A 21,157-nucleotide genomic window follows, 5' to 3' on the forward strand; every position below is an offset into this window, starting at 1 on the left:
AGGCTTGCGGCCTTGTGGATAGCCCTTTTTTTTGCTTTGCTTGTCTAGAGTGGATTAGCATGACCAACAGGATGAAGCCCAAAACTACTTGCCCCGAACCAGCTCCAGCTCCTCCAGCGTATAACGATGCTTCCACAAAAATGTCATATCGTACTGTATCGAATCTCTTTCGACAAAGCGCGCAATGCCGGCGATGACTCCCCCGATAACAACTCCAAAAGCGACAATCCAGCCCATCAGAGCAAACACTTGATCGACCATGCACATCCACTCCCCTATGCGCTATGAACCTATATACTATGGATATGCCGCCATATTTTGAAACATGTGTGACAATTCAAAGGGGTTAAAAGGCGAGTAAATTCATCCGAAATAACGAGGTAAGATAGTTTGTTTATAGTCTTTTTCTCCGATTGACACAGACTCGCCAAGGATGGTAAGATCACCTCTGTAAGCAAGAATATACAACTTTTGGAAGAGAAGTTCGTACCATGCATGATTTTTAACAACAACACTAAAGGAGGGTTTCAAAATGATTGATATGGTTATGGATCCTATTACCCATCGCAGATTTACAGATAAAAACCATACAATTTCATATTTGGTAACCCGAATGTTAGCCGGAAGCGCATGATTTGTGCTTGTTCGGCTGCTGCCGCCCCTTCACATACGCTATTGAAAAGCGCGGGTTACGAAGAAGTTCGTAACGAGCGCTTTTCTGTTTCATAGAAGGCATATCGCTGCGTGCGGTGTGCCTTTTTTGTATGGATTTTAGGTCATTTTGGACAGCACCATTTGAGAGGAGTGACATCATTACATGTTTACGGTATTAAAAAAATTAGCTTGGTTTTTCCGAATGAATTGGATTCGTTACACGATCGCCATTGGACTGCTTATTATTGTTGGAATCATTGATGTAATTCCACCGAAATTGATTGGCTACGCGATTGATGGCATACACATGGGAACTTTGACGGGCAGTAAATTGATCCAATTGCTCGCTTTTTGGGGGGCGCTAATTGTAGCTGGCTATGGGTTATCCTACGTCTGGCTGTATCAGCTATTTGGTGGTGCTTTCGTGCTGGAGCGCATTCTTCGATCCCGATTAATGAGGCAACTGCTGCGGATGACGCCAACCTTCTATGAGCGTAACCGCACGGGTGACCTGATGGCGAGAGCTACGAATGATCTGCAAGCGGTGTCGACGACAGCGGGCTTTGGAATTTTGACCTTCGTAGACTCGACGTTATTTATGCTTACCATCCTAAGTATGATGGGCTTCTTCATTAGCTGGAAGCTGACGTTCGCCTCGATTATCCCGCTGCCCATTATGGCCGTTGCGATTACGATCTATGGCGGACGCATCCATGAAAGATTCTTGCTCGCTCAGAATGCCTTCGGGCAAATGAATGACCGGGTGCTGGAGACGATAGCCGGTGTTCGCGTCATCCGTGCTTTTGTCCAAGAGAAAGCCAGTGAACGAAGCTTCAAAACGATGACAGACGATGTCTATCGCAAAAATATTGCGGTTGCGGTGATCGACGCCCTTTTTGAACCAACGGTCAAAATCCTAGTGGGCATTTCCTACTTAATCGGATTATGTTACGGCGGATATTTGGTATTTCACAGTGAACTGACGCTCGGAGAGCTCGTGTCCTTCAATACATTCCTTGGCATGCTGATCTGGCCGATGTTCGCTATTGGCGAATTAATGAACATTATGCAGCGCGGGAATGCCTCCCTCGATCGGGTGAATGAAACACTTGGTTATAAACCGGATGTAAAAGAGGATCCCAAAGCGACGACGCTGCTGCTGCCGAACTCGATTAGCTTTAAAGATGTTACGTTCCGCTATCCTTCTTCTTCAATCGATAACTTGGTGAATATTAATTTCCACCTGCAGCGTGGACAGACGCTCGGAATTGTAGGACGTACGGGAAGCGGAAAATCAACGCTGCTTAAACAGCTGCTGAGAGAGTATCCATTAGGTCAAGGTGCGATTGTTATATCGGAAACACCGATCGAGAAATTAACCATCGACACGCTGCATGGCTGGATTGGTTACGTGCCGCAAGAGCCGATTCTTTTCTCCAAAACAGTAAAAGAGAACATCATGTTCGGACGCAGCCAAGGAACGGAGGAAGAGCTGATACAAGCGCTTGAGCTGGCCGCGTTCCGCAAGGACGTGGAGTTCTTGCCAGAAGGCCTTCAAACGTTGGTGGGTGAAAAAGGCGTCGCCTTATCCGGCGGTCAGAAACAGCGCGTTTCCATTGCGAGGGCGCTTTATGTAGACCCCGAAATCCTCATGCTGGATGATGCGCTTTCTGCGGTGGACGCCAAAACAGAGGCTGAAATCATTCGCGGCATTCGGTCAGAACGAGCCGGCAAAACGACACTCATCACGACGCACAGACTCTCCGCTGTTCAGCATGCGGATTGGATTCTTGTGCTGGATGAGGGGTATATCGTTGAAGAAGGTACTCATGAGCAGCTTGTCGAGCTTGGCGGCTGGTATAAAGAGCAGTATGACCGTCAGCAGTTAGAAGAACAGACGAAGGTTTAATAAATAGATATCCGATGAAAAGAAGGTGAGAACCCTCATGAAACAAACAGGTAAGCGGTTATTTCAATACGCGGCGTTATTCAAAAAGCCCTTGCTCATAGCGTTGTTATTCTTATCGGTCGCGGTGGCAACGGAGCTGGCAGGACCTTTTATCGCGAGACAGATGATTGATACACACATTCTCGGTATCGAGAAGCCGTGGTACGAGACAACGTCTGCGACGCAAACTGATAAGGCCGTCCCAGCGGGTGGAGTTTTTTATAAGCGAAGCGACAACTTCACAGAAGGCGAGCCGAAGGGGAAGGAAGTTCGCATTTTGCAGGTGGGGAGCCAATTCGTATGGGTGGATCAGCCGATCGCCTTTGATGGCGTACGCAAGCTAGCAGACAATGGTAAGCTTACAATTACACAAGGAACGGAAGAAGCGGAGTATGCCGTTAAGAAGCTGAGTATTCAAGAGCTTTACACGTTCTATAAACCGGAATTTAACAGTCTAATGAAGCTTGCAGGCTTATATTTTCTGCTAATTATTATTGGTGCAGGCTTTACCTATGGACAAAAGTATTTACTTCAATCGGCGGCGAATCGGATTATCCAGCGCATGAGAAGTGATGTTTTTGCACAAATCCAGCGACTTCCGATCAACTATTTTGATAATCAGCCTGCGGGCAAAATTGTGTCAAGGATTACTAATGATACGGAGTCTGTCAGGGACCTGTATGTACAGGTGCTTGCGAACTTTTTTACAGGTACGATCTACATTGTGGGCATCATCGCGGCTTTATTCGTTCTAGATTACAGATTGGCTTTATTCACACTTCCGGTTATTCCTCTGCTTTATTTTTGGATCATTGTTTACCGTAAATATGCCTCCTTCTATAATCATGAAATTCGGGAGCGGATCGGCTCGATCAATGGGATGATCAATGAAGCGATTCAAGGCATGACGATCATTCAAGCTTTTCGCCGGCAAAAGGAAACGGTCCAGGAATTCGAACAATTGAACGATGAATATACGAAATATCAGAATAAACTGCTTAGCTTGAACTCGCTGACCTCTCATAACCTGATGAATGTGGTTCGGAACTTATTCTTCTTCGGTCTGATCTGGTATGTCGGGGGCAGTTCAATCAACTCATTGATCACTGTCGGTGTGCTGTACGCTTTCGTTGATTATCTGAATCGGATGTTTCATCCGATGGTCGGGATTGTGAATCAGCTGCCGAATTTGGAGCGTGCTCTAGTATCTGCTGACCGTGTATTCGAGCTGCTTGATGAGCAGGGCATCGACGTGGCTGCGGAGAAATCGGATCGCTATCTGGGCAATGTGAAGTTCGAGCATGTTCGATTCGCCTACAAAGAAGGGGAGGATGTGCTCAAGGACATCACCTTCGAGGCGAAACAGGGGCAGACGGTGGCGCTTGTCGGTCATACTGGATCGGGCAAGAGCTCGATCTTGAATCTGCTCTTCCGCTTCTACGATGTGAATGAAGGCCGGATCACGGTGGACGGCCGCGATGTGCGGGAGATGCCCAAACAGCTGCTGCGTCAGCATATGGGCATCGTACTGCAAGATCCGTTCCTGTTCACAGGGACGATCGCGTCCAATGTTTCCTTGGACGATCCGTCCATCACCCGGGAACGGGTGGAGGCTGCGCTGCGAGAGGTTGGCGCAGATGAGATGTTCAAGAGCCTGCCGCACGGCATCGATGAGCCCGTGATCGAGAAGGGCAGCACGCTGTCTGCCGGTCAGCGGCAGCTGATTTCTTTTGCCCGGGCGCTGGCGTTCGACCCGGCGATTCTGATACTCGATGAGGCGACGGCCTCCATCGACACGGAGACCGAGGCCATCATTCAGGCCGCGCTCGAAGTGCTTTCGAAGGGGCGGACCACCTTCATCATTGCCCACCGCCTGTCGACGATTAAAAGCGCCGACCAGATTCTTGTGCTCGACCACGGGGAGATCGTCGAGCGTGGCAACCATGAGGAGCTGATGGGGCTCCTCGGTCGGTACTACCAAATGTACCAGCTGCAGCAGGGACATCCGGAAACAGCCTCGGCCGCTGAAAGCGAAGTGCGAAGCGTGTTATAGGGCAGGGAGCCAGCCGTCGGACTTATTGTCCGGAGGCTGGCTTTGGCTTTTCTGAGTAGATAAGAAAGTATAAGTTTTATACTTTTGCTTCGCATCTACCTTGACAAACGCGCTCGTCCCAGAAGGACGACGGAGTCGTTTATCCTTGGAAACGGTATATGAAATGTTGCTGTCATCGTATAATTGATCTTATAGATTGGTTGTGTATTTCTATAATTTGATCAGCAATAGTTTCACTACCCTTTAGGAAATTGAGGTAAAGAAAAAGCCTACCGAATGGTAGACTTTGTAATAATCATGCTTGCGTTCGGTAGCTTTATACTGGCGCTATTGACATACATCGATAAACGGAAGTAACCCACTCGTATAGGTTGACGAGCTAGTGGCTTACTAACTCTACAATTCGGAGGGTATTCACACCCAAGTCTGTGCAGGAGATGGTGTTGGTCGCACCGTCTCTTTGTTATTATAATCATACTACGTATGCTGGGAAAACAACCTATTAACTATAAGGAGATGATGAGCCGATTACTAAGTGCGAACTACATTGGTTTTCTCTATAATTGCAGCATCTGAACTAGAATGAACTCCACTACGGACAAGGCTCTTTAACCGCACTAAAGACTATCTGTCGGCTCTATGCTACAATAAGTAATATTTCCCTATTTGAAATGGAGGAGCATCATGCGCCCAGAAACGATTCGATTGTTAAACCTGCTTCAGCTGCTGTCCGAAATTGCTATTGCTGTCGGATACTTGCTTGGTCTTATTCCGTTTGTATATTTGTGGTCGTGCTCGTGGGTGATCCCACTCGTGTTCGTCAATCTGGTCTTTGCCATACTTACAAGCAATGGGACCACGACCAAGACGGTCATCAATATTGTTATGGCTTTCTTGAGTTTTATACCAGTAGCGGGGTACCTTTTCCGTGTGGTTGGGATCGTTGTGTCCTGGATCAACATCCAGGCATTGGCGAAGGGAAGAAGAGGTTACTAGTTGTTCGTACAAAAAAAGACGGATGGAGGCCGATAACTGGCTTCCATCCGTTTTTTTTACATAATTTTGGTTATGGGGTGTGTGGTGACGAAGTTAAAAAGGTAAGGCAAGTTGTACTGCGTACAACAATTTCCTTGATTTCTGCTTGGAAAGCTCAGATTGTTGTATATTCAACAACAATTTAGCCAGTTTATAGGCTATAGAGCTACTTTAGGCTAATATTGTTGTATTTTTTGCAACAATCACGTGGACAACAGCGGATTAGCTTGCCAAAAGTTGTAGAAAGTACAACAATCACACGGATGGGTAAGCGAATGTTTCAGGATTACGTCTCTTGGATGTAGCTTGCTTTGCCTCAACCATAAATGAATCTCAACCAAGGGCGGCGTAAGCCGTTTGTAATATTTGTTTGCTCTGTTTCTGCGCTGTTCTGCGCTGTTCTGCACTGCTTATCTGTTCTGCTCTGCTCTGTTCCGCTAATAAGCAATCCCCACACGACATCCCACAAACTCGCCTTCGAGAGCAACTCGGTACGTGAAAGCCGCGGTGTCGCCCACGGAGATGGACATCCCGCCATCGGGCAAATAGTCCCGCTCGATGCGGTACTGCCCTTGCGGCTCGCCGTCGGGCAAATAAGTTGGACAGACGACTGTCCAACTTAAGCCCGAGGCAGCGAGCTGCTCCCACGCCTTGCGATGCTCTTCGGCAGCTCGCGCCCTCGAGCGCCGGGAGTCCGGCGCCTCATAGCGAAGCAAGCCGGGATGCGCTCTGCTTTGCAGAATGCCGGCTGTACCGACAGTGATAACTCGGCTTACGCCGTGTGTCTTCATAGCCTCTATAAGTAGAGGCGTAAACTCGGTCAGCACCGTGCCGCCATCGGTGCCGAGGCAGCTTATGACCAGCTCCGCTCCGCGGAGGGCAGCATGTAGATCATCTCCGTTACGAGCGTCCCCTTGAAACAAGGTTAAGCCTTCGGAGTGAATTCCCGTCAGCTTCTCCGGGCTTCGAACGAGTGCAGTGACTTCGTGGCCGTCCGCTAGTGCTTTTTCCAAGATTCTTCTTCCTACTCTTCCTGTGGCTCCTAGTATGAGAATATGCACGTTGGTGCCTCCCTGTTTCGTTAATAGTTACCATTATTATACGCCTATCACACGCGGGGAGGGAATTTACGTCGACCCCTTTGAATGCTACTTGAACCGAGTGAGCGAATCCAGCATAATAGTAGGTACTTGATTACGGCATAGAAGGGAATTTCCCAAGCATGAGAATTAATAAATATATTAGCGAAACCGGGGTTTGCTCCAGACGTGAAGCGGACAAGTGGGTAGAAGCGAAGCGCGTTACGATTAATGGTGAGCTTGCTGGGTTGGGAAGCGTCGTGGGCCCTGGAGACGAGGTTCGGATTGACGGTCGGCCAATCGGTGAGAAGAAGGAGCATGTGTATATTGCTCTCAACAAGCCTGTAGGGATCACGAGTACTACCGAAGCGCATATCAGGGGCAACATTGTTGATTTCGTTGGGCATTCGGAGCGTATTTTTCCGATTGGGAGACTGGATAAAGATTCCGAAGGGCTCATCCTTCTGACCAATAACGGAGATATTGTAAACCAGATTCTGCGAGCGGAGAATAACCATGATAAAGAATACATCGTGACGGTCAATCGGCCGATTACACCGATGTTTTTGCAAGGAATGGGCAGCGGGGTTCGCATTCTGGGGACGATGACGAAGCCTTGTGAGATTTACCAAGTTGGCGACCGCGTTTTCCGAATCATTCTCACGCAAGGGCTTAACCGGCAAATACGCCGGATGTGCGAGGCGTTCGGGTATCGCGTAGTGCGTCTGCAGAGGGTTCGGATCATGCATATCCATCTCGGTAATTTGAAGGTGGGCAAATGGCGGAATTTGACGCAAGGTGAAATGCAGGATTTAATGCACACACTTAGCAAAGAGAACACCCAGTCGAGTCGATAGTTCAGTTAATAAAAGCACATGTATGAACACCTGATAAAAGGGTTCTCAGACATGTGTTTTTTGTTAGTTATCCTAGATTTTTTAGCCATGAACCGTTTCGATCTAGTGGCATTTCGTATAAATAAAAATATATAGCGGTTATCTAGTTTCTAAAGCAACTTTTTTCCAGGTTTACACGTCGAGGATTATTATGGAAACTCTATGTCTCTAAAGCTTTTGGAACGTAAAACGTTGAGGAGGAAGATGACTTTGAAATTAATCAAACAAGCAGGAACGTTGGTGCTCGCTTCTACACTGCTGCTCACTGCTGCGCCTGGGGTTTGGGCGGTTGAAGCTGGTGTTGGAAGCACGTCGATTGCACCCCCTGTAAATCCAGGTAAAGAGGATAAGCAGCTGGATGCCAAAATTACCAAAGAGCAAGCCATTGAACGAGTGAAGACCTACATAACGCTGCCTGAAGGCTATACATTTCAATCCATTAGTCTGAATGCTTATTACAACATGAATGGCCGGAATTTCCCGACGTGGAACATTAATTACACTAAAATGGTGAAAGATCGGAATTACGGCTCTTTAAACGTATCGATTAACGGCTTGGACGGAACGCTGACTTCCTTTTCCGTGAATGATAATGACCCTGACCACAAGCCAAGCTATCCGCCAAAGGTGGATTTCAAAGCTGCCAAGGAAGTCGCTTCTGCCTTCATTAGCAAAGTGAATCCAGATAAGCAGAAGGAGCTTGTATACAATGATGCAGAGGAGAATGCATTTCGTACGCCGCTGAATGGTAATTACCAGTACAATATTCGGTTTGATCGGTCTGTAGGCGGTGTTCCTTTTGCTCCAAATGGTATGAATGTGACTGTCAACGGGGAAGGGCAAGTTACGAATTATAACTATAATTGGGATGACAATGTCACGTTTCAGCAGAATGTAACACCGATTTCTAAGGAGAATGCTGCCCAAAAGTTCCGCGATAAGGCGAATCTTTCTTTACTTTACCAGATTCCATACGGTGCCAAAGGCAAGAAATTGCCGATTACTTCTTACATGATGGGCGGCTTCTCCCTGAATGCAGAAACAGGCGAAATCTGGAGTCCAGTCAAAGGGATGGAAGATACAGAGGGGAATAAGCCGTTAACCGACAAGCCTCTAGCTGCTAAGCCGTCTGCTACTTTGGACCTGACGAAGGAAGAGGCCATTAAGAAGGTAACAACGGTTTTCAACCTATCACCTGACTACAAAATCCAAGAAGCCTCCTATAATGAATCGACGAACCCTGAAACGGGGGAAACCAATTCGAACTGGAATTTAAGTTGGAATGAGACGTCTGAAAAGGATTCCAAGGTTAAAATCGTTGGCAAAGGCGCATGGGCTAGCGTGAATAGCAAGACTGGAGAGATTACGAATTTCAGCAGCTACATTCCTTACGGAACTGACGCTAATAAAGATATAGAGGGTAAGATTGCCCTGGAAGCTGCGATAACAACAGGTGTTGATTTTGTGAAAAAGCAGCTTCCTGCTTATACAGATCAGCTGTCGCTTCGTGTTCAGACGGCTAAAAATTATTCGGAAGATCAGCTGAAGCATATGCGCAATTGGGATATTAGCTTTAAGCGCGTGATTGATGGCGTAAATGCCGGGAATGAAGAAGTGACGGTAAGCATCGATCGTGTGACTGGTCAAATTGTTGGCTATCACTTCTCCATCAGCAATCTGCCCTATCCTCAGCAAAAACCGCAGGTGTTGGCTATCGATAAAGCCAAAGATCTTTGGCTCGCGCAGTTCGACATTAAGTTGAATTATATGGCCCAAGGCAGCGGGTTCATCGGTGAAATTCCGCTAGAGAAGTACAGAGTGATGGTGGCAGCTGGGGATGTCCCGCAATCCATGGATATGAAGACAGACGGGAAACTAGATGCTAAGCTCGTCTATTCACTCGTTCCCAAATTCAACCGTGAACCTTTTCTCTTGGATGCGCAAACCGGTCAATGGCGGAATAGTGAAACAGGTGATGTGATTTCCTTGGATAAAGTGACAGTAAGCGATATTGACAACCATTGGGCTAAAAATGAACTTCAGCTTATGCTGGATTATCAAGCGCTGGATGTGAAGGATGGCAAAGTGAATCCGGATCAAACCATTCAACGTGGTGAGTTGGTCAAAATGCTCGTTATTGCCATGAATGGCGGTAACGGTGGCATTTATTACGGGGCTGAACGGAAAGCATCTTTCGCTGATGTGAGCAAGTCTTCTCCTTATTTTGCCTATGTCGAAAATGCGGTTGATCGCGGTTTGCTGGATGTAGGTGCTGATTTCAACCCGGAAGCTGCGATGAATCGGGAAGAAATGGCACAGCTAATTGTGAAGGCGCTTGGGTATAAGAGCCTGACGAAGTTCGACGGTATTTTCAATAGTAATTTCGCAGATGCTGCTAAGCTTAAGCATGTGGGTGACGCAGCTATTGTGGTGGGGCTGAATATTATGACTCTGGACGAGGGACAATTCGTACCTGGGCAAGAAGTGACGAAAGCACAGGCGGCCAGCGCCTTCTACCGCTTCTTGCAAAGACGGTCTGAGCTTCAGGAACAGCCTCGCTACTATTACTAAATTAAGCGGTTGAGGGGAGTTCATTAACTCCTCTCATAGTCAATAAAGAAGCCTCTAATCCACTTAATAGTGGTTAGAGGCTTCTTGTAGTTGAGCAGGCAGCAGATATTATCGTACCCTCTCTGATGGGAACTTACGTCCTAGCTCTAGAGCATTGGGAACACATATCGAACTAGGAAATACAGAACGCCGAAAATGATGACGATGTAAGCAGCATATTTGATGAAAGTAGAAGCAACTAAACTGGAATCCGATTTCTTCTCCACATGGCGTTCTTCGATATCGATATTACGAGGTTGAGTCGACATTTGAATCACTCCTTTGAAGTTGTATTGCTATGTAATACCCTGCTGGGCACGAAGTGAAACAGAGGAAAGAGCGCTGCCAATATTATTTTCGTACAGGTGGCGAGAGTTGTGCTACAATAATCTTTAAAACTTTAATTGCACAATGTGGAGAAAGGAAGTAAGAGAAAATGGTTGTTTCCAGTAAAGTAGGTTTGGAAGATATTATTAGGGCCAATCATGTGCTCAGCAGGGTGATCGAACCATCGCCTTTGCAACGCAATGAGCTGCTCTCTAACTTGTATGAATGCAACGTTTATCTTAAACGTGAAGATATGCAAATTGTTCGTTCTTTCAAAATTCGTGGAGCGTATAACGTGATTCAAAGCTTAACACCGGAGGAACGCGAAGCGGGTGTCGTGTGTGCGAGCGCCGGCAATCATGCGCAGGGCGTGGCTTATTCCTGTAAACAGCTTGGTATTGAAGGCAAAATCTTCATGCCAACGACAACGCCTAGACAAAAGATTTCCCAAGTTAAGCTATTTGGCGGGTCTTTTGTTGAAGTTATTCTCACAGGGGATTCCTTCGATGATTCCTCTAACCAGGCCAAAGCCTACTGTGCTCAAGAGAATAAGGTGTTCATTCACCCCTTCGATGATGTCCGTACGATTGCCGGGCAAGGCACAGTTGGCCTCGAGATTTTGAATCAAATGCCCGAATCTCCTGACTTTATCTTCGCAACGATTGGCGGAGGCGGTCTTGTGGCGGGTGTGGCGACCTATGTGGATAGTGTCTCTCCACGAACACGCATCATCGGTGTTGAACCGGAGGGCGCGGCAAGCATGACGGAAGCGCTCAAGCAGGGGAAGGTCGTGACCTTATCCACGATCGAGAAGTTTGTAGACGGCGCGGCCGTGAAGCAAGTGGGCGAGCTCACTTTTGACATTTGTAAAGAAAAGCTGGAGGATATCGTCATTGTTCCTTCCGGCAAGGAATGTACAACTATTCTGGAGCTTTACAACAATAACGCCATTGTTATTGAGCCTGCTGGCGCACTTCCTGTTGCAGCACTTGATGCTTATCGGGAGCAGATTCGCGGTAAGAATGTGGTCTGTATCATCAGCGGCGGCAACAATGACATTGACCGTATGCAGCAGATTAAAGAAAGATCGCTCGTGTATGAAGGCTTGAAGCACTATTTTATTCTTAATTTCCCGCAGCGTGCTGGGGCCTTGCGCGAATTTCTGGAAGAAGTCTTAGGACCCACAGACGATATTACCCGATTTGAGTATACGAAAAAAAATAATAGAGACGATGCTCCGGCGCTGGTCGGCATTGAGCTCAAAAATAAAGATGATTATGAGGGGCTTATTGAGCGCCTTTCCCAGAAAGATTATGGCTATATAGAAATAAATAAGGACCCCAAGCTCTTTAACTTACTTATTTAAACAAAAATAGCCAAACGTGGAATGAGTATGATATAGTTAATTAGTCCCATTTAATTCCATTATATCTTAAAAGGCAAACTTATCGAAAGGTAAGGACGCAAAGCTGCAGATCTAAGGTTGCCCTCGCAACAATGATGGCTGGGCTGCCGACAGGTTGCAGTTTACCTAAAACCTACGGCTATTCCGATTCGGAATAGCCTTTTTTTTGACCACGTTAAACGCGGTCGCTCATCTTTGAATGGTTCGATAGAGGTTTTTTCATATCAGATAAGGAGGTTCGAGAATGAGAGGCATACTTTCTAAGTGGATACAGCATATGAAGGCCCAAACGCTAGCCTATTTAGGCGTACTGGGCTTCTTTTTGTTGACCATTAATCTACTTGCTGTTTCCTCTTTCTCCTTCTCGCCTTATGTTTTCATTAGTATGCTTGTTCAAGCGCTAATCTGTCTATTTTTTGCGAAGAGTATCCATCGCTTGCTGCTTACAAGTAAAGAGCAGGAAGAAAAGAGCAAACAACTAGCCTTTCTGGCCTATCATGATACATTGACGGGATTACCTAATCGCCGATTGTTTAATGATCGACTGGAGCGGGCACTTCTGCATGCACAGCGTAAGGAACAACTGGCAGCTGTTATGTTTTTGGACATGGACAAATTCAAGGACGTCAACGATTCATTAGGTCATGCCTACGGTGATCGTTTAATTCGCCTTGCAGCAGAACGTTTGGTGGGCTGCCTGAGGGGATCAGATACGGTGTACCGACAAGGTGGCGACGAGTTTACTATTTTACTGGAATCATTTGCAAAGCCAGAAGACGCAAGAGTAGTAGCTTCCCGAATTCAAATGGCTCTGGAAGAGCCTTTTATTCTAGATGGAATGCCAGTAACTATAACAGCTAGCATAGGGATAGCTCTGTATCCGTTAGATGGCAAGCTGCCTGAGCAGCTCATGGCGTATGCAGATGAAGCGATGTATGCGGCCAAAAATCGGGGACATAACCAGTTCCAATTCTATGCCTCTGACATCGATGCCATGGTGAAGAGCAAAGCTCACATGGAGAAAGAGCTGCGACAGGCCTTAGACAACAACTGGCTTGAACTCCTATATCAGCCTCAATATGAAATAACAAACCGGAAATTAATCGGAATGGAAGCGATTATTCATTGGAGCAGGGGAGACGACCTCCTCGCACCGAGCATGGATTGGAAGAAAGCGGCCGAGGAAATGGGCTTCATGATACCTATCGGGAAATGGGCTGTACGAACGGCGTGCCAACAGATGAGAACCTGGCAGGACGAGGGCTACTCACCGCTGAGAATGACCCTGGCAGTTACATCTTCGCAGTTTAAAGATGAGCATTTTATTAATGAAATTGCCGTCGTTTTGAAAGAAACAGGTATTGATCCGATGTTAGTGGAACTGGACCTTACAGAAAGTATCACATCGTCCAATGTACAAGAGGCTAGCGAAAAATTGATTATGCTGAAGAAATTCGGTGTGCGTATCGTGATGGATGACTTGTGTACAGGCCTATTTACAAGAAGCGGGCTCGAAGGAATGCCACTCGATAGCGTTAAATTGGACAGCACATTAATTCGGGATTTGGTAGATGACGATGAGAATCAGCTCCTGGCTGCTGCCATTAATCGCATGGCTCACCGGCTAGGCCTGAATTTAATTGCAAAGGGTGTCGAAACGGAAGAACAACTGGAGCATTTGAGACTTTTGCAGTGTACGGAAGTGCAAGGAATGCTGTTCAGCAGCCCTTTAGGTCCCAAGGAATTCATGAGACTAATGAACGATAAAATTAACAAAGGGTAATCTAGATTTTATTAACCAGTGGTAGTATAATAAATAATTGGGGCTTGGAACCTATATTGTAGGGGCTTACAAAAAGACCGTGTCAACTTGTATGACATAACGAATTATGTTGTTTTGCTGGTGTATCGCTTTTATCTTGGGTTTCAAAATGATACACTCATGCTATAGCCAGTCTTACATAATTTAACTAATTTTGGTCAACCTACAATGTAAGAGTTCATGGTTTTAAATTAAATGATTCTATGGGGGTAATAACGATGAAGAAAATGCTTTCGACAGCTCTTATGGCTGTAACGGTTTCTGCATTGGCTCTTTCCGGCTGTGCCAAAAAAGATACAACGAATCCGGCGGCTTCAGCAACTCCGGCTACTTCAGCGGCTGCAACAGCTTCAGCAGCACCTAGCAACAACAGCGGTAAAGACTTCAAAATCGGTATGGTTACCGATATTGGTGGCGTCAACGATAAATCTTTTAACCAAAGTGCATGGGAAGGCTTGAAGGCGCTTGAGAAACAAACAGGCGTTAAAGTGAAAAACCTGGAAAGTAAAGGCGATGCAGATTACACGCCTAACTTAAATCAATTCGTTAAAGACGGCTACAACCTGACTTGGGGTATCGGCTTCTTGATGGGCGATGCGCTAAAAACAGTTGCCACACAAAACCCAAATGCTAAATTAGCGATCATTGATAATGTCGTTGAAGCTCCAAACGTAGAATCCGTAACATTCTCTGAGCAAGAAGGTTCTTACCTTGTTGGGGTAGTTGCAGGTCTAACAACAAAATCAAACAAAATCGGTTTCGTTGGCGGTATCGACATCCCGGTTATCAAACGTTTTGAAGCTGGTTTCGTAGCTGGCGTTAAAGCGGTTAATCCAAATGCTAAAATTCAAATTAACTATACAGGCGCTTTTGATAAGCCAGACCTTGGTAAAGCAGCAGCAGCAACGATCTACAACGATGGCGCTGATGTTATTTTCCACGCAGCTGGTTCCACAGGTAATGGTGTATTCAACGAAGCGAAAGACCGCGTGAAAAACGGTAAAAAGGTTTGGGTTATCGGCGTAGATAAAGACCAATCCCTTGAGTTCGGCGATGAAGTTACATTGACTTCCATGTTGAAACGTGTTGATACAGCAGTTATTCGTGTTTCCAAAGATATTATCGACAACAAATTCCAAGGTGGTAAAGTGGTTACACTTGGTCTGAAAGATGACGGTGTAGGCCTTCCTGAAACTTCCAAGAAAAATGTATCCGCGGAAATTTTGAAAAAAGTGGATGAGTACAAAGCAAAAATTATTAGCGGCGAAATCAAAGTTCCTGAAAAACCTTAATTTAGGTATAAAGGGCGTTGCGGTTACGAACGATAGGTTTGCTTCTGTTCAAACAAGGCTAGTTATAATAACTAGCCTTGTTCTTTAGTTTTAGAGGTAATTAAAAAAATTGATCCTTAGGGTGATCTGATGAGTGAAGTAGTCCCTGTTGTTGAACTTAGCAACATTACGAAGCGGTTTCCAGGAATAGTGGCGAATGATGCCATTAGTTTAAAGCTGATGAAGGGTGAAATTCATGCCTTGCTTGGCGAAAATGGTGCGGGTAAATCAACACTAATGAACATTGTATTCGGACTTTATCAGCCGGATGAAGGTAATATTAAAGTGCAAGGCAAGGAAGTCTTTATTGATAGCCCGAATCGTGCTATCGAGCTTGGCATCGGTATGGTGCATCAGCATTTCAAGCTGATTCAGCCATTTACCGTGACAGAAAACATCATTTTGGGCATGGAGCCCAAAAAAGGGTCGAAAATCGACTACAAAACAGCGCAAGACAAAGTACGCAAGTTATCGGAGCAATATGGTTTGCGTGTGGATCCAAAAGCGAGAATTGAAGATATCTCCGTCGGCATGCAGCAGCGCGTGGAAATATTGAAAACGCTGTATCGCGGCGCCGATATACTTATTTTTGATGAACCTACAGCTGTACTAACGCCGCAAGAGATTAGTGAATTGATGGTCATTATGCGCAATCTTGTCAAAGAAGGCAAATCCATCATTCTCATTACACATAAGCTGAAAGAAATTATGGAGATTGCCGATACCGTGACAATCATTCGTAGAGGTAAAGTGATTGATTCGTTAGAAATTTCGAAGACGAATCCACAGATCCTGGCGGAGAAGATGGTTGGGCGCGATGTCTCCTTCAAAGTGAACAAGCAGGATGTGAAGCTTGGAGAACCCGTTCTTCAGGTGCAAGAACTAGTCGCGCGTAACCAGCAGGGCTTGCCTGCTCTGAAAGGGCTTAACTTTGAGGTGAAAGCCGGAGAAATTCTGGGCATTGCCGGTGTTGATGGCAACGGGCAGAGTGAATTAATCGAGGCGTTAACGGGGCTTCGTTCCATTGATAGCGGTCGTGTGCTTCTGATGGGTAGCGATATTACCAACCATACGCCGAGAGAAATCTCCGAGGCTGGATTGTCGCATATTCCTGAGGACCGGCACAAGCACGGACTCGTGCTCGATTTTACAATGAGCGAGAACATGGTGCTGGAAACGTATTTTCATCCTGCGTATAACAAAGCTGGCTTCTTGAATTATGAAGCTATCGATCGCCATGCGGAAGCGTTGATCAAGCAGTTCGACGTTAGAACGCCAAGTATCTACAATAAAGCGCGATCTTTGTCGGGTGGTAATCAACAAAAGGCGATTATTGCCAGGGAAATATACAAAAATCCTAATCTTCTCATTGCCGCGCAACCGACGCGGGGATTGGATGTCGGTGCCATCGAATTCGTGCATCGTCAATTGATCGAGCAGCGGAACAAAGGCAAAGCGGTTCTGTTGATTTCTTTTGAGCTGGATGAAATTATGAATGTGTCGGATCGCATTGCCGTCATCTATGAAGGACAGATTGTGGGAGAAGTGCTGCCGCAGGAGACGAACGATCAAGAGATTGGACTTCTCATGGCTGGCAGTAAGCGCACAGAGAAAGGAGCTGCTCATGAATAAGGTTGCTCGCATTTTTACAAGTGAATCAACGGTGAATCCGATCGTGGCGATTATACTTGGGCTGTTATTCGGAGCACTCGTGATGCTGGCAGGCGGATATAATCCAATTGCCGCCTATGGAGCGCTATTTTCTCGTATTTTCGGTAATGCGTATGATATGGGTGAGGCCATTCGTGCAATTACCCCACTTATTTTAACGGGACTATCCGTTGCATTCGCTTTTCGTACAGGCTTGTTTAATATCGGTGCCGAAGGGCAATTCGTCATGGGCATGACGGGAGCTACTTTTATCGGTGTCAAAGTGACAGGTCTTCCGTGGATCATTCATGCTCCGTTAGCTGTTATTGTCGGTGCACTTATTGGTGGACTGTGGGGAGCTATTGCGGGCTATTTGAAAGCAAAGCGCGGAGTTAATGAAGTTATTACAACGATTATGTTGAACTGGATCGCCTTGTTCCTGTCGAATTATATCATTAATCAATTTCTTCTAGAGCCGAAGCAGCAGCGCTCCTATATGATCCAAGACTCGGCATCTCTGAGCATCACATGGCTGTCGGCCATGCTAGATAATGCGAGGATGCACTGGGGTACACTCATTGCGATACTCGCAGCAATTGTATTCTATATCATTTTGTGGAAAACAAAGCAAGGCTACGAGCTGCGCGCAGTTGGTCATAATATCGATGCCGCGAAATATGCCGGAATGAATGTAAAGAAGAACATTGTTAAAGCAATGTTTATCTCGGGCGTTTTTGCCGGGCTTGCGGGCGTGTTTGAAGTCCTTGGTGTATTCCATTATCAAGTTGTTTCAGCAGGCTTCCCAGGGTACGGGTTTGATGGGATTGCAGTATCCCTGCTAGGCGCTAACAACCCAATAGGGATTGTCCTTGGAGCTGCACTGTTCGGTGGACTGTCTTATGGTTCAGCAGGCATGAGTTTCGGTGCGGATGTGCCGCCTGAGATTATCCGAATTGTCATCGGTTCGGTTATCTTCTTCGTTGCAACTCAAGGTATCGTTAAATGGGTGCTCATCCCGTTCTATAGTAAACGCAAGAAAGAGAGGGCTACGTAACATGGACCTGCTCACCATGCTTAACGCGTTTTTCACGAAATTTAGTGAACTGATCAACACGACGCTCGTCTATTCGACGGCGCTCATCTTTGGAGCCTTGGGTGGGATTTACTCGGAGCGCTCCGGAGTAGTTAATATCGGGATTGAGGGCCTCATGGTTTCTGGGGCATTTGCTTCAGCGGTGGGTGCTTATTATGCACAAGAGGCGAATATGGGTATCTGGTCCCCATGGATCGGTTTACTGACTGCCATGCTATTTGCGCTCATTTTCGCTCTGATTCATGCGGTAGCAACGATTTCCTTCAAAGCCAATCAAGTCATCAGCGGTGTTGTGATTAACTTCTTGGCAGCTGGCGTAACGTTGTATTTGGTCAAAGTGCTGTTCAATGGTGCTGGTCAAACCGAAACGTTAAAAGAAGTGTTTTCCAAATGGGAAATACCGATTTTGTCCAAAATACCGTATATCGGATATGCCTTCTTCAATGCCTATCCGACAACTTACATTGCATTGATTCTCGTCGCAATTACTTACTATGTGCTGTTCAAGACACCATTCGGTTTGCGTCTTCGTTCCGTTGGGGAACACCCGAGTGCCGCGGATACCGTAGGGGTTAAAGTAAAGCGTATTCGATACACCGCTGTATTGATTAGCGGTCTTTTAGGCGGACTTGGCGGGGCGACCATTACACTCACGACAACAAGTGCCTTCTCGCACAACACGATCTCAGGTCAAGGGTTTATAGCGATGGCCGCGATGATTTTCGGTAAATGGCATCCAGTTGGCGCGCTGGGCGCAGCAGTCTTCTTCGGAATGGCGCAGGCGCTCAACAACTTCATGCGTTTGTTCGAATTCTCGAAAAATATTCCGCAGGAATTCCTCTACATGCTGCCATATGTACTGACAATTTTAGTACTGGCAGGCGCAGTAGGCCGGGCTAAAGCTCCATCAGCCCTTGGTGAACCTTACGATCCAGGTAAGCGATAAAATTAAAAACATGCATGGCTATGGGAGTAATCCCGCGGCTGTGCATGTTTTTTTTGTTACTGTAAATGTCAATAATTACCACACGTGACGTGTCGGGAAATACAGGGAAAATGTCGAAACATGGCGAAATTCCAATCCACCTAGCTATTTTTCATAAATTAGTTGACTGCGGAAGGAAGAATGCCACAAATGTCTGTTTTACGAACCTTGTTAGGAGCCAAGTCGCTCAAGGTGAAAATGACGCTGCTGCTGCTTGCCGTCTCACTTATCCCTCTTTTGATCTCTATGCTTATCCTTACCTCTCAATCCTCTTCTGTTGTTGAGTCTGACACCAAAAATCAGCAAATGCATCTTGCGGAGCTTAGTACGAGCGAGATCAATGCCTGGTTGAATGGCAAAATTGCTTCGATTCAATCCGTTGTTAAAGCCCATCCAGAGTTCTTGAATGGGAAGTCGAACACGATCTTACCCGTGCTAAAAATTATGGCGGAGAGCGATCCGGAGGTTTATCGATTTGCCTATATTGATCCGCAAGGCATGTCCATTGACACAGCTGGCGAAAAGCTGGACGCTAACAAATTTGATAATTTTAAGAAAGCTACTGTGGATAAGAAAGTATCGGTGTCCGAAATCATCAAGGAGGAAAGCAGCGGCAAAAATATTATCATCATCGATGTCCCGCTTGTGGACAGCAAAGGCGATTTCCGCGGCATCGTGCAATCTTTCCTCTTTCCTGAACAAATACTGTCCATCATCAACCATATCAAATTCGGCGAAACAGGTTACGGCTACCTTCTCTCACCAAGCGGTACATATCTCGTTCACCCGAAGAAAACGGGGCAAAAGCTAGAGGAATCATCGACGGCTGAGAAGATGGCTCTTTACAAGAATACGGTATTCAAGGATCAGAGCGGGTATATCCTATATACAGAGCCAGATGGCACATTGAAGTCAGCTGCTTATCAAACCATTGAAGCCACGAGCTGGAAGTTGATTTTGACTGCCGAGCATTCGGAAGTATTCAAACAGGTGACTCTATTAAAGAAAAATTCAGCCGTTATGCTAGCTGTTTCTGCGCTGGTTGTCATTGTTATAGCTATGATCGTCTCACAGATGTTGATTCGCCCAATCACGACAATTTCATTCCTCATGCAGCGAGTAGGGCAGGGCGATTTATCCGGCCGTTTGAAGACGCATGGAGAGGATGAAATCGCCTCGATGCGCAAGAACATCAATGCGATGCTCGATTCTTTTTCCGCGATGATTTGCAAAATCTCAGAAGCCGTGTCGCATACCGCTGCATCTTCCGAGCAGCTCACTGCGATTGCCAGCGAATCGACGAAAGCCTCCGAACATATTACCGCAGCGGTGGGGCAGGTCGTGCAGTGTTCCGAAGCCAACTACCAGGCATCCGAACAAATTTCGACCGCGATGGGTGAAATGTCATCGGGCGTGCAGAAAATTGCCGAATCGTCCACGAATGTCTCGGAAACTGCGCAAAACGTCGTTCAAGAGGTTGGCCGTGGAAACGGTGAAATTCAACAAGCCATTACCCAAATGCGACAGGTCAGTCATGCCGTGGAACATACTGCCGAACTCGTGCACGGCTTAGAAGAGAAATCCGAGCAAATTCGTCAAATTGTTGGCTTTATATCCGAGATTGCGTCACAAACCAACTTGCTTGCCTTGAACGCTTCCATTGAAGCGGCAAGGGCTGGCGAACATGGCAGAGGCTTCGCCGTCGTCGCTAGTGAGGTTAAGAAGTTGGCAGAGCAAACTAGCAGTGCGACCGTGAACATCACCTCCATTATCGGTGAAACGATCCATGCTACGAAAGAGGCATCAAGCTCGATGCAAGACGGACTCTCAGAGGTTGAGAAAGGCTCGGCACTCGTTCAAACGGCTGGGCAAGTGTTTCAATCGATTCTGGCCTCGACCCAGCATGTCAACGACCAAATCCAAGAAGTATCAGCCGCATCAGAGGAAATATCAGCGGGAACCGAAGAGGTGGCGGCTTCTTCTCAGGAGACAGTCGGTATCGTAAAGCAGGCTATGGATCAACTGCAGGTCATAGCCAAGTCGGCAAGCGGGCAGCTGCAAGCGATGGAGGAGATCAGCTCCTCTTCCGAATCGCTCAGCGTGTTGGCGGTCGATCTACAGGATCAAATCAACCGTTTCAAGTTGAAGTAACGTACTGCGGCCAGGCACGATTTCGTAGGTGTTTCCCAAGCGGATTCGAATGCGAAGTAATCGCATGAAACCAATACGGTTTAAAAAGCTTGGCGAATCCGCCAAGCTTTTTAGTCTT

General features: G+C 46.5%; 16 protein-coding genes and 1 riboswitch. Of the genes, 13 read left to right on the plus strand and 3 right to left on the minus strand.

Features of this window, described 5'->3' with window-relative positions:
- Positions 1 to 84 precede the first annotated feature (84 nt).
- Positions 85 to 261: a hypothetical protein gene (locus G519_RS50560; protein WP_154669620.1), complete on the minus strand. Its 177-nt coding sequence runs from the start codon at positions 259 to 261 to the stop codon at positions 85 to 87.
- Between the two features lie 556 nt (positions 262 to 817).
- Here G519_RS50560 and G519_RS0127950 point away from each other — a divergent pair.
- From G519_RS0127950 to G519_RS0127960, 4 genes are all read left to right on the plus strand, one after another.
- Positions 818 to 2,563, plus strand: coding sequence for an ABC transporter ATP-binding protein (locus tag G519_RS0127950; RefSeq protein ID WP_029197502.1), 1,746 nt, complete (start codon positions 818 to 820; stop codon positions 2,561 to 2,563).
- A 37-nt stretch (positions 2,564 to 2,600) separates the two neighbouring features.
- Positions 2,601 to 4,655: an ABC transporter ATP-binding protein gene (locus G519_RS44855; protein WP_051253749.1), complete on the plus strand. Its 2,055-nt coding sequence runs from the start codon at positions 2,601 to 2,603 to the stop codon at positions 4,653 to 4,655.
- A gap of 297 nt (positions 4,656 to 4,952) precedes the next feature.
- Complete coding sequence (locus G519_RS52495) at positions 4,953 to 5,012, plus strand: putative holin-like toxin (RefSeq protein WP_235549202.1); 60 nt, start codon at positions 4,953 to 4,955, stop codon at positions 5,010 to 5,012.
- Positions 5,013 to 5,339: 327 nt separating this feature from the next.
- A complete protein-coding gene (locus G519_RS0127960; protein WP_029197503.1) occupies positions 5,340 to 5,651 on the plus strand; it encodes a hypothetical protein in 312 nt (103 codons plus the stop codon).
- Positions 5,652 to 6,127: 476 nt separating this feature from the next.
- On the opposite strand, the gene G519_RS0127965 is transcribed toward G519_RS0127960, so the two are convergent.
- Positions 6,128 to 6,751 (minus strand): NAD(P)-dependent oxidoreductase, encoded by a 624-nt coding sequence (locus tag G519_RS0127965; RefSeq protein WP_029197504.1) that lies wholly within the window; start codon positions 6,749 to 6,751, stop codon positions 6,128 to 6,130.
- A 161-nt stretch (positions 6,752 to 6,912) separates the two neighbouring features.
- On the opposite strand from G519_RS0127965, the gene rluF reads away from it, so the two are divergent.
- Together rluF and G519_RS44860 are read left to right on the plus strand one after the other, a co-directional pair.
- Complete coding sequence (rluF, locus tag G519_RS0127970) at positions 6,913 to 7,626, plus strand: 23S rRNA pseudouridine(2604) synthase RluF (protein WP_029197505.1); 714 nt, start codon at positions 6,913 to 6,915, stop codon at positions 7,624 to 7,626.
- A 249-nt stretch (positions 7,627 to 7,875) separates the two neighbouring features.
- Positions 7,876 to 10,236, plus strand: a complete 2,361-nt coding sequence (locus tag G519_RS44860) for an S-layer homology domain-containing protein (protein ID WP_051253750.1) — start codon at positions 7,876 to 7,878, stop codon at positions 10,234 to 10,236.
- Positions 10,237 to 10,382: 146 nt separating this feature from the next.
- Here the strand turns inward: G519_RS44860 and G519_RS51360 are convergent, their stop codons facing one another.
- Positions 10,383 to 10,544 (minus strand): hypothetical protein, encoded by a 162-nt coding sequence (locus G519_RS51360; protein ID WP_164826787.1) that lies wholly within the window; start codon positions 10,542 to 10,544, stop codon positions 10,383 to 10,385.
- A gap of 167 nt (positions 10,545 to 10,711) precedes the next feature.
- Between G519_RS51360 and ilvA the strand changes: the two genes are divergently transcribed.
- The 7 genes from ilvA (at position 10,712) to G519_RS0128015 (ending at position 21,039) form a co-directional block, all read left to right on the plus strand.
- Positions 10,712 to 11,968, plus strand: a complete 1,257-nt coding sequence (gene ilvA, locus G519_RS0127985) for a threonine ammonia-lyase IlvA (RefSeq protein ID WP_029197506.1) — start codon at positions 10,712 to 10,714, stop codon at positions 11,966 to 11,968.
- A gap of 62 nt (positions 11,969 to 12,030) precedes the next feature.
- Positions 12,031 to 12,119, plus strand: a riboswitch (cyclic di-GMP riboswitch).
- Positions 12,120 to 12,251: 132 nt separating this feature from the next.
- A complete protein-coding gene (locus G519_RS44865; RefSeq protein WP_051253751.1) occupies positions 12,252 to 13,790 on the plus strand; it encodes a putative bifunctional diguanylate cyclase/phosphodiesterase in 1,539 nt (512 codons plus the stop codon).
- A gap of 257 nt (positions 13,791 to 14,047) precedes the next feature.
- On the plus strand, positions 14,048 to 15,121 hold the full coding sequence (locus G519_RS0127995) for a BMP family lipoprotein (RefSeq protein ID WP_029197507.1): 1,074 nt from the start codon (positions 14,048 to 14,050) through the stop codon (positions 15,119 to 15,121).
- 129 nt (positions 15,122 to 15,250) lie between these two features.
- A complete protein-coding gene (locus tag G519_RS0128000) occupies positions 15,251 to 16,792 on the plus strand; it encodes an ABC transporter ATP-binding protein (protein ID WP_029197508.1) in 1,542 nt (513 codons plus the stop codon).
- Positions 16,785 to 17,864, plus strand: a complete 1,080-nt coding sequence (locus tag G519_RS0128005) for an ABC transporter permease (RefSeq protein WP_029197509.1) — start codon at positions 16,785 to 16,787, stop codon at positions 17,862 to 17,864. Before G519_RS0128000 ends, G519_RS0128005 begins: the two co-directional genes overlap by 8 nt.
- A 1-nt stretch (position 17,865) precedes the next feature.
- Positions 17,866 to 18,849, plus strand: coding sequence for an ABC transporter permease (locus tag G519_RS0128010; RefSeq protein ID WP_029197510.1), 984 nt, complete (start codon positions 17,866 to 17,868; stop codon positions 18,847 to 18,849).
- A gap of 189 nt (positions 18,850 to 19,038) precedes the next feature.
- Positions 19,039 to 21,039 carry a methyl-accepting chemotaxis protein gene (locus G519_RS0128015; RefSeq protein WP_051253752.1) on the plus strand — a complete coding sequence of 667 codons (2,001 nt, stop codon included), beginning with the start codon at positions 19,039 to 19,041 and terminating at the stop codon, positions 21,037 to 21,039.
- Positions 21,040 to 21,157 lie beyond the last annotated feature (118 nt).

It is taken from the genome of Paenibacillus alginolyticus DSM 5050 = NBRC 15375 (assembly GCF_000422905.1).
Lineage (GTDB): Bacteria > Bacillota > Bacilli > Paenibacillales > NBRC-103111 > Paenibacillus_E > Paenibacillus_E alginolyticus.

What these genes read in the sequence shown, in the direction of transcription:
- G519_RS50560 (WP_154669620.1), bottom strand. Translation starts at nt 261, where the DNA reads ATGGTCGATCAAGTGTTTGCTCTGATGGGCTGGATTGTCGCTTTTGGA.
- G519_RS0127950 (WP_029197502.1), top strand. Translation starts at nt 818, where the DNA reads ATGTTTACGGTATTAAAAAAATTAGCTTGGTTTTTCCGAATGAATTGG.
- G519_RS44855 (WP_051253749.1), top strand. Translation starts at nt 2,601, where the DNA reads ATGAAACAAACAGGTAAGCGGTTATTTCAATACGCGGCGTTATTCAAA.
- G519_RS0127960 (WP_029197503.1), top strand. Translation starts at nt 5,340, where the DNA reads ATGCGCCCAGAAACGATTCGATTGTTAAACCTGCTTCAGCTGCTGTCC.
- rluF (WP_029197505.1), top strand. Translation starts at nt 6,913, where the DNA reads ATGAGAATTAATAAATATATTAGCGAAACCGGGGTTTGCTCCAGACGT.
- G519_RS51360 (WP_164826787.1), bottom strand. Translation starts at nt 10,544, where the DNA reads ATGTCGACTCAACCTCGTAATATCGATATCGAAGAACGCCATGTGGAG.
- ilvA (WP_029197506.1), top strand. Translation starts at nt 10,712, where the DNA reads ATGGTTGTTTCCAGTAAAGTAGGTTTGGAAGATATTATTAGGGCCAAT.
- G519_RS44865 (WP_051253751.1), top strand. Translation starts at nt 12,252, where the DNA reads ATGAGAGGCATACTTTCTAAGTGGATACAGCATATGAAGGCCCAAACG.
- G519_RS0127995 (WP_029197507.1), top strand. Translation starts at nt 14,048, where the DNA reads ATGAAGAAAATGCTTTCGACAGCTCTTATGGCTGTAACGGTTTCTGCA.
- G519_RS0128000 (WP_029197508.1), top strand. Translation starts at nt 15,251, where the DNA reads ATGAGTGAAGTAGTCCCTGTTGTTGAACTTAGCAACATTACGAAGCGG.
- G519_RS0128005 (WP_029197509.1), top strand. Translation starts at nt 16,785, where the DNA reads ATGAATAAGGTTGCTCGCATTTTTACAAGTGAATCAACGGTGAATCCG.
- G519_RS0128010 (WP_029197510.1), top strand. Translation starts at nt 17,866, where the DNA reads ATGGACCTGCTCACCATGCTTAACGCGTTTTTCACGAAATTTAGTGAA.
- G519_RS0128015 (WP_051253752.1), top strand. Translation starts at nt 19,039, where the DNA reads ATGTCTGTTTTACGAACCTTGTTAGGAGCCAAGTCGCTCAAGGTGAAA.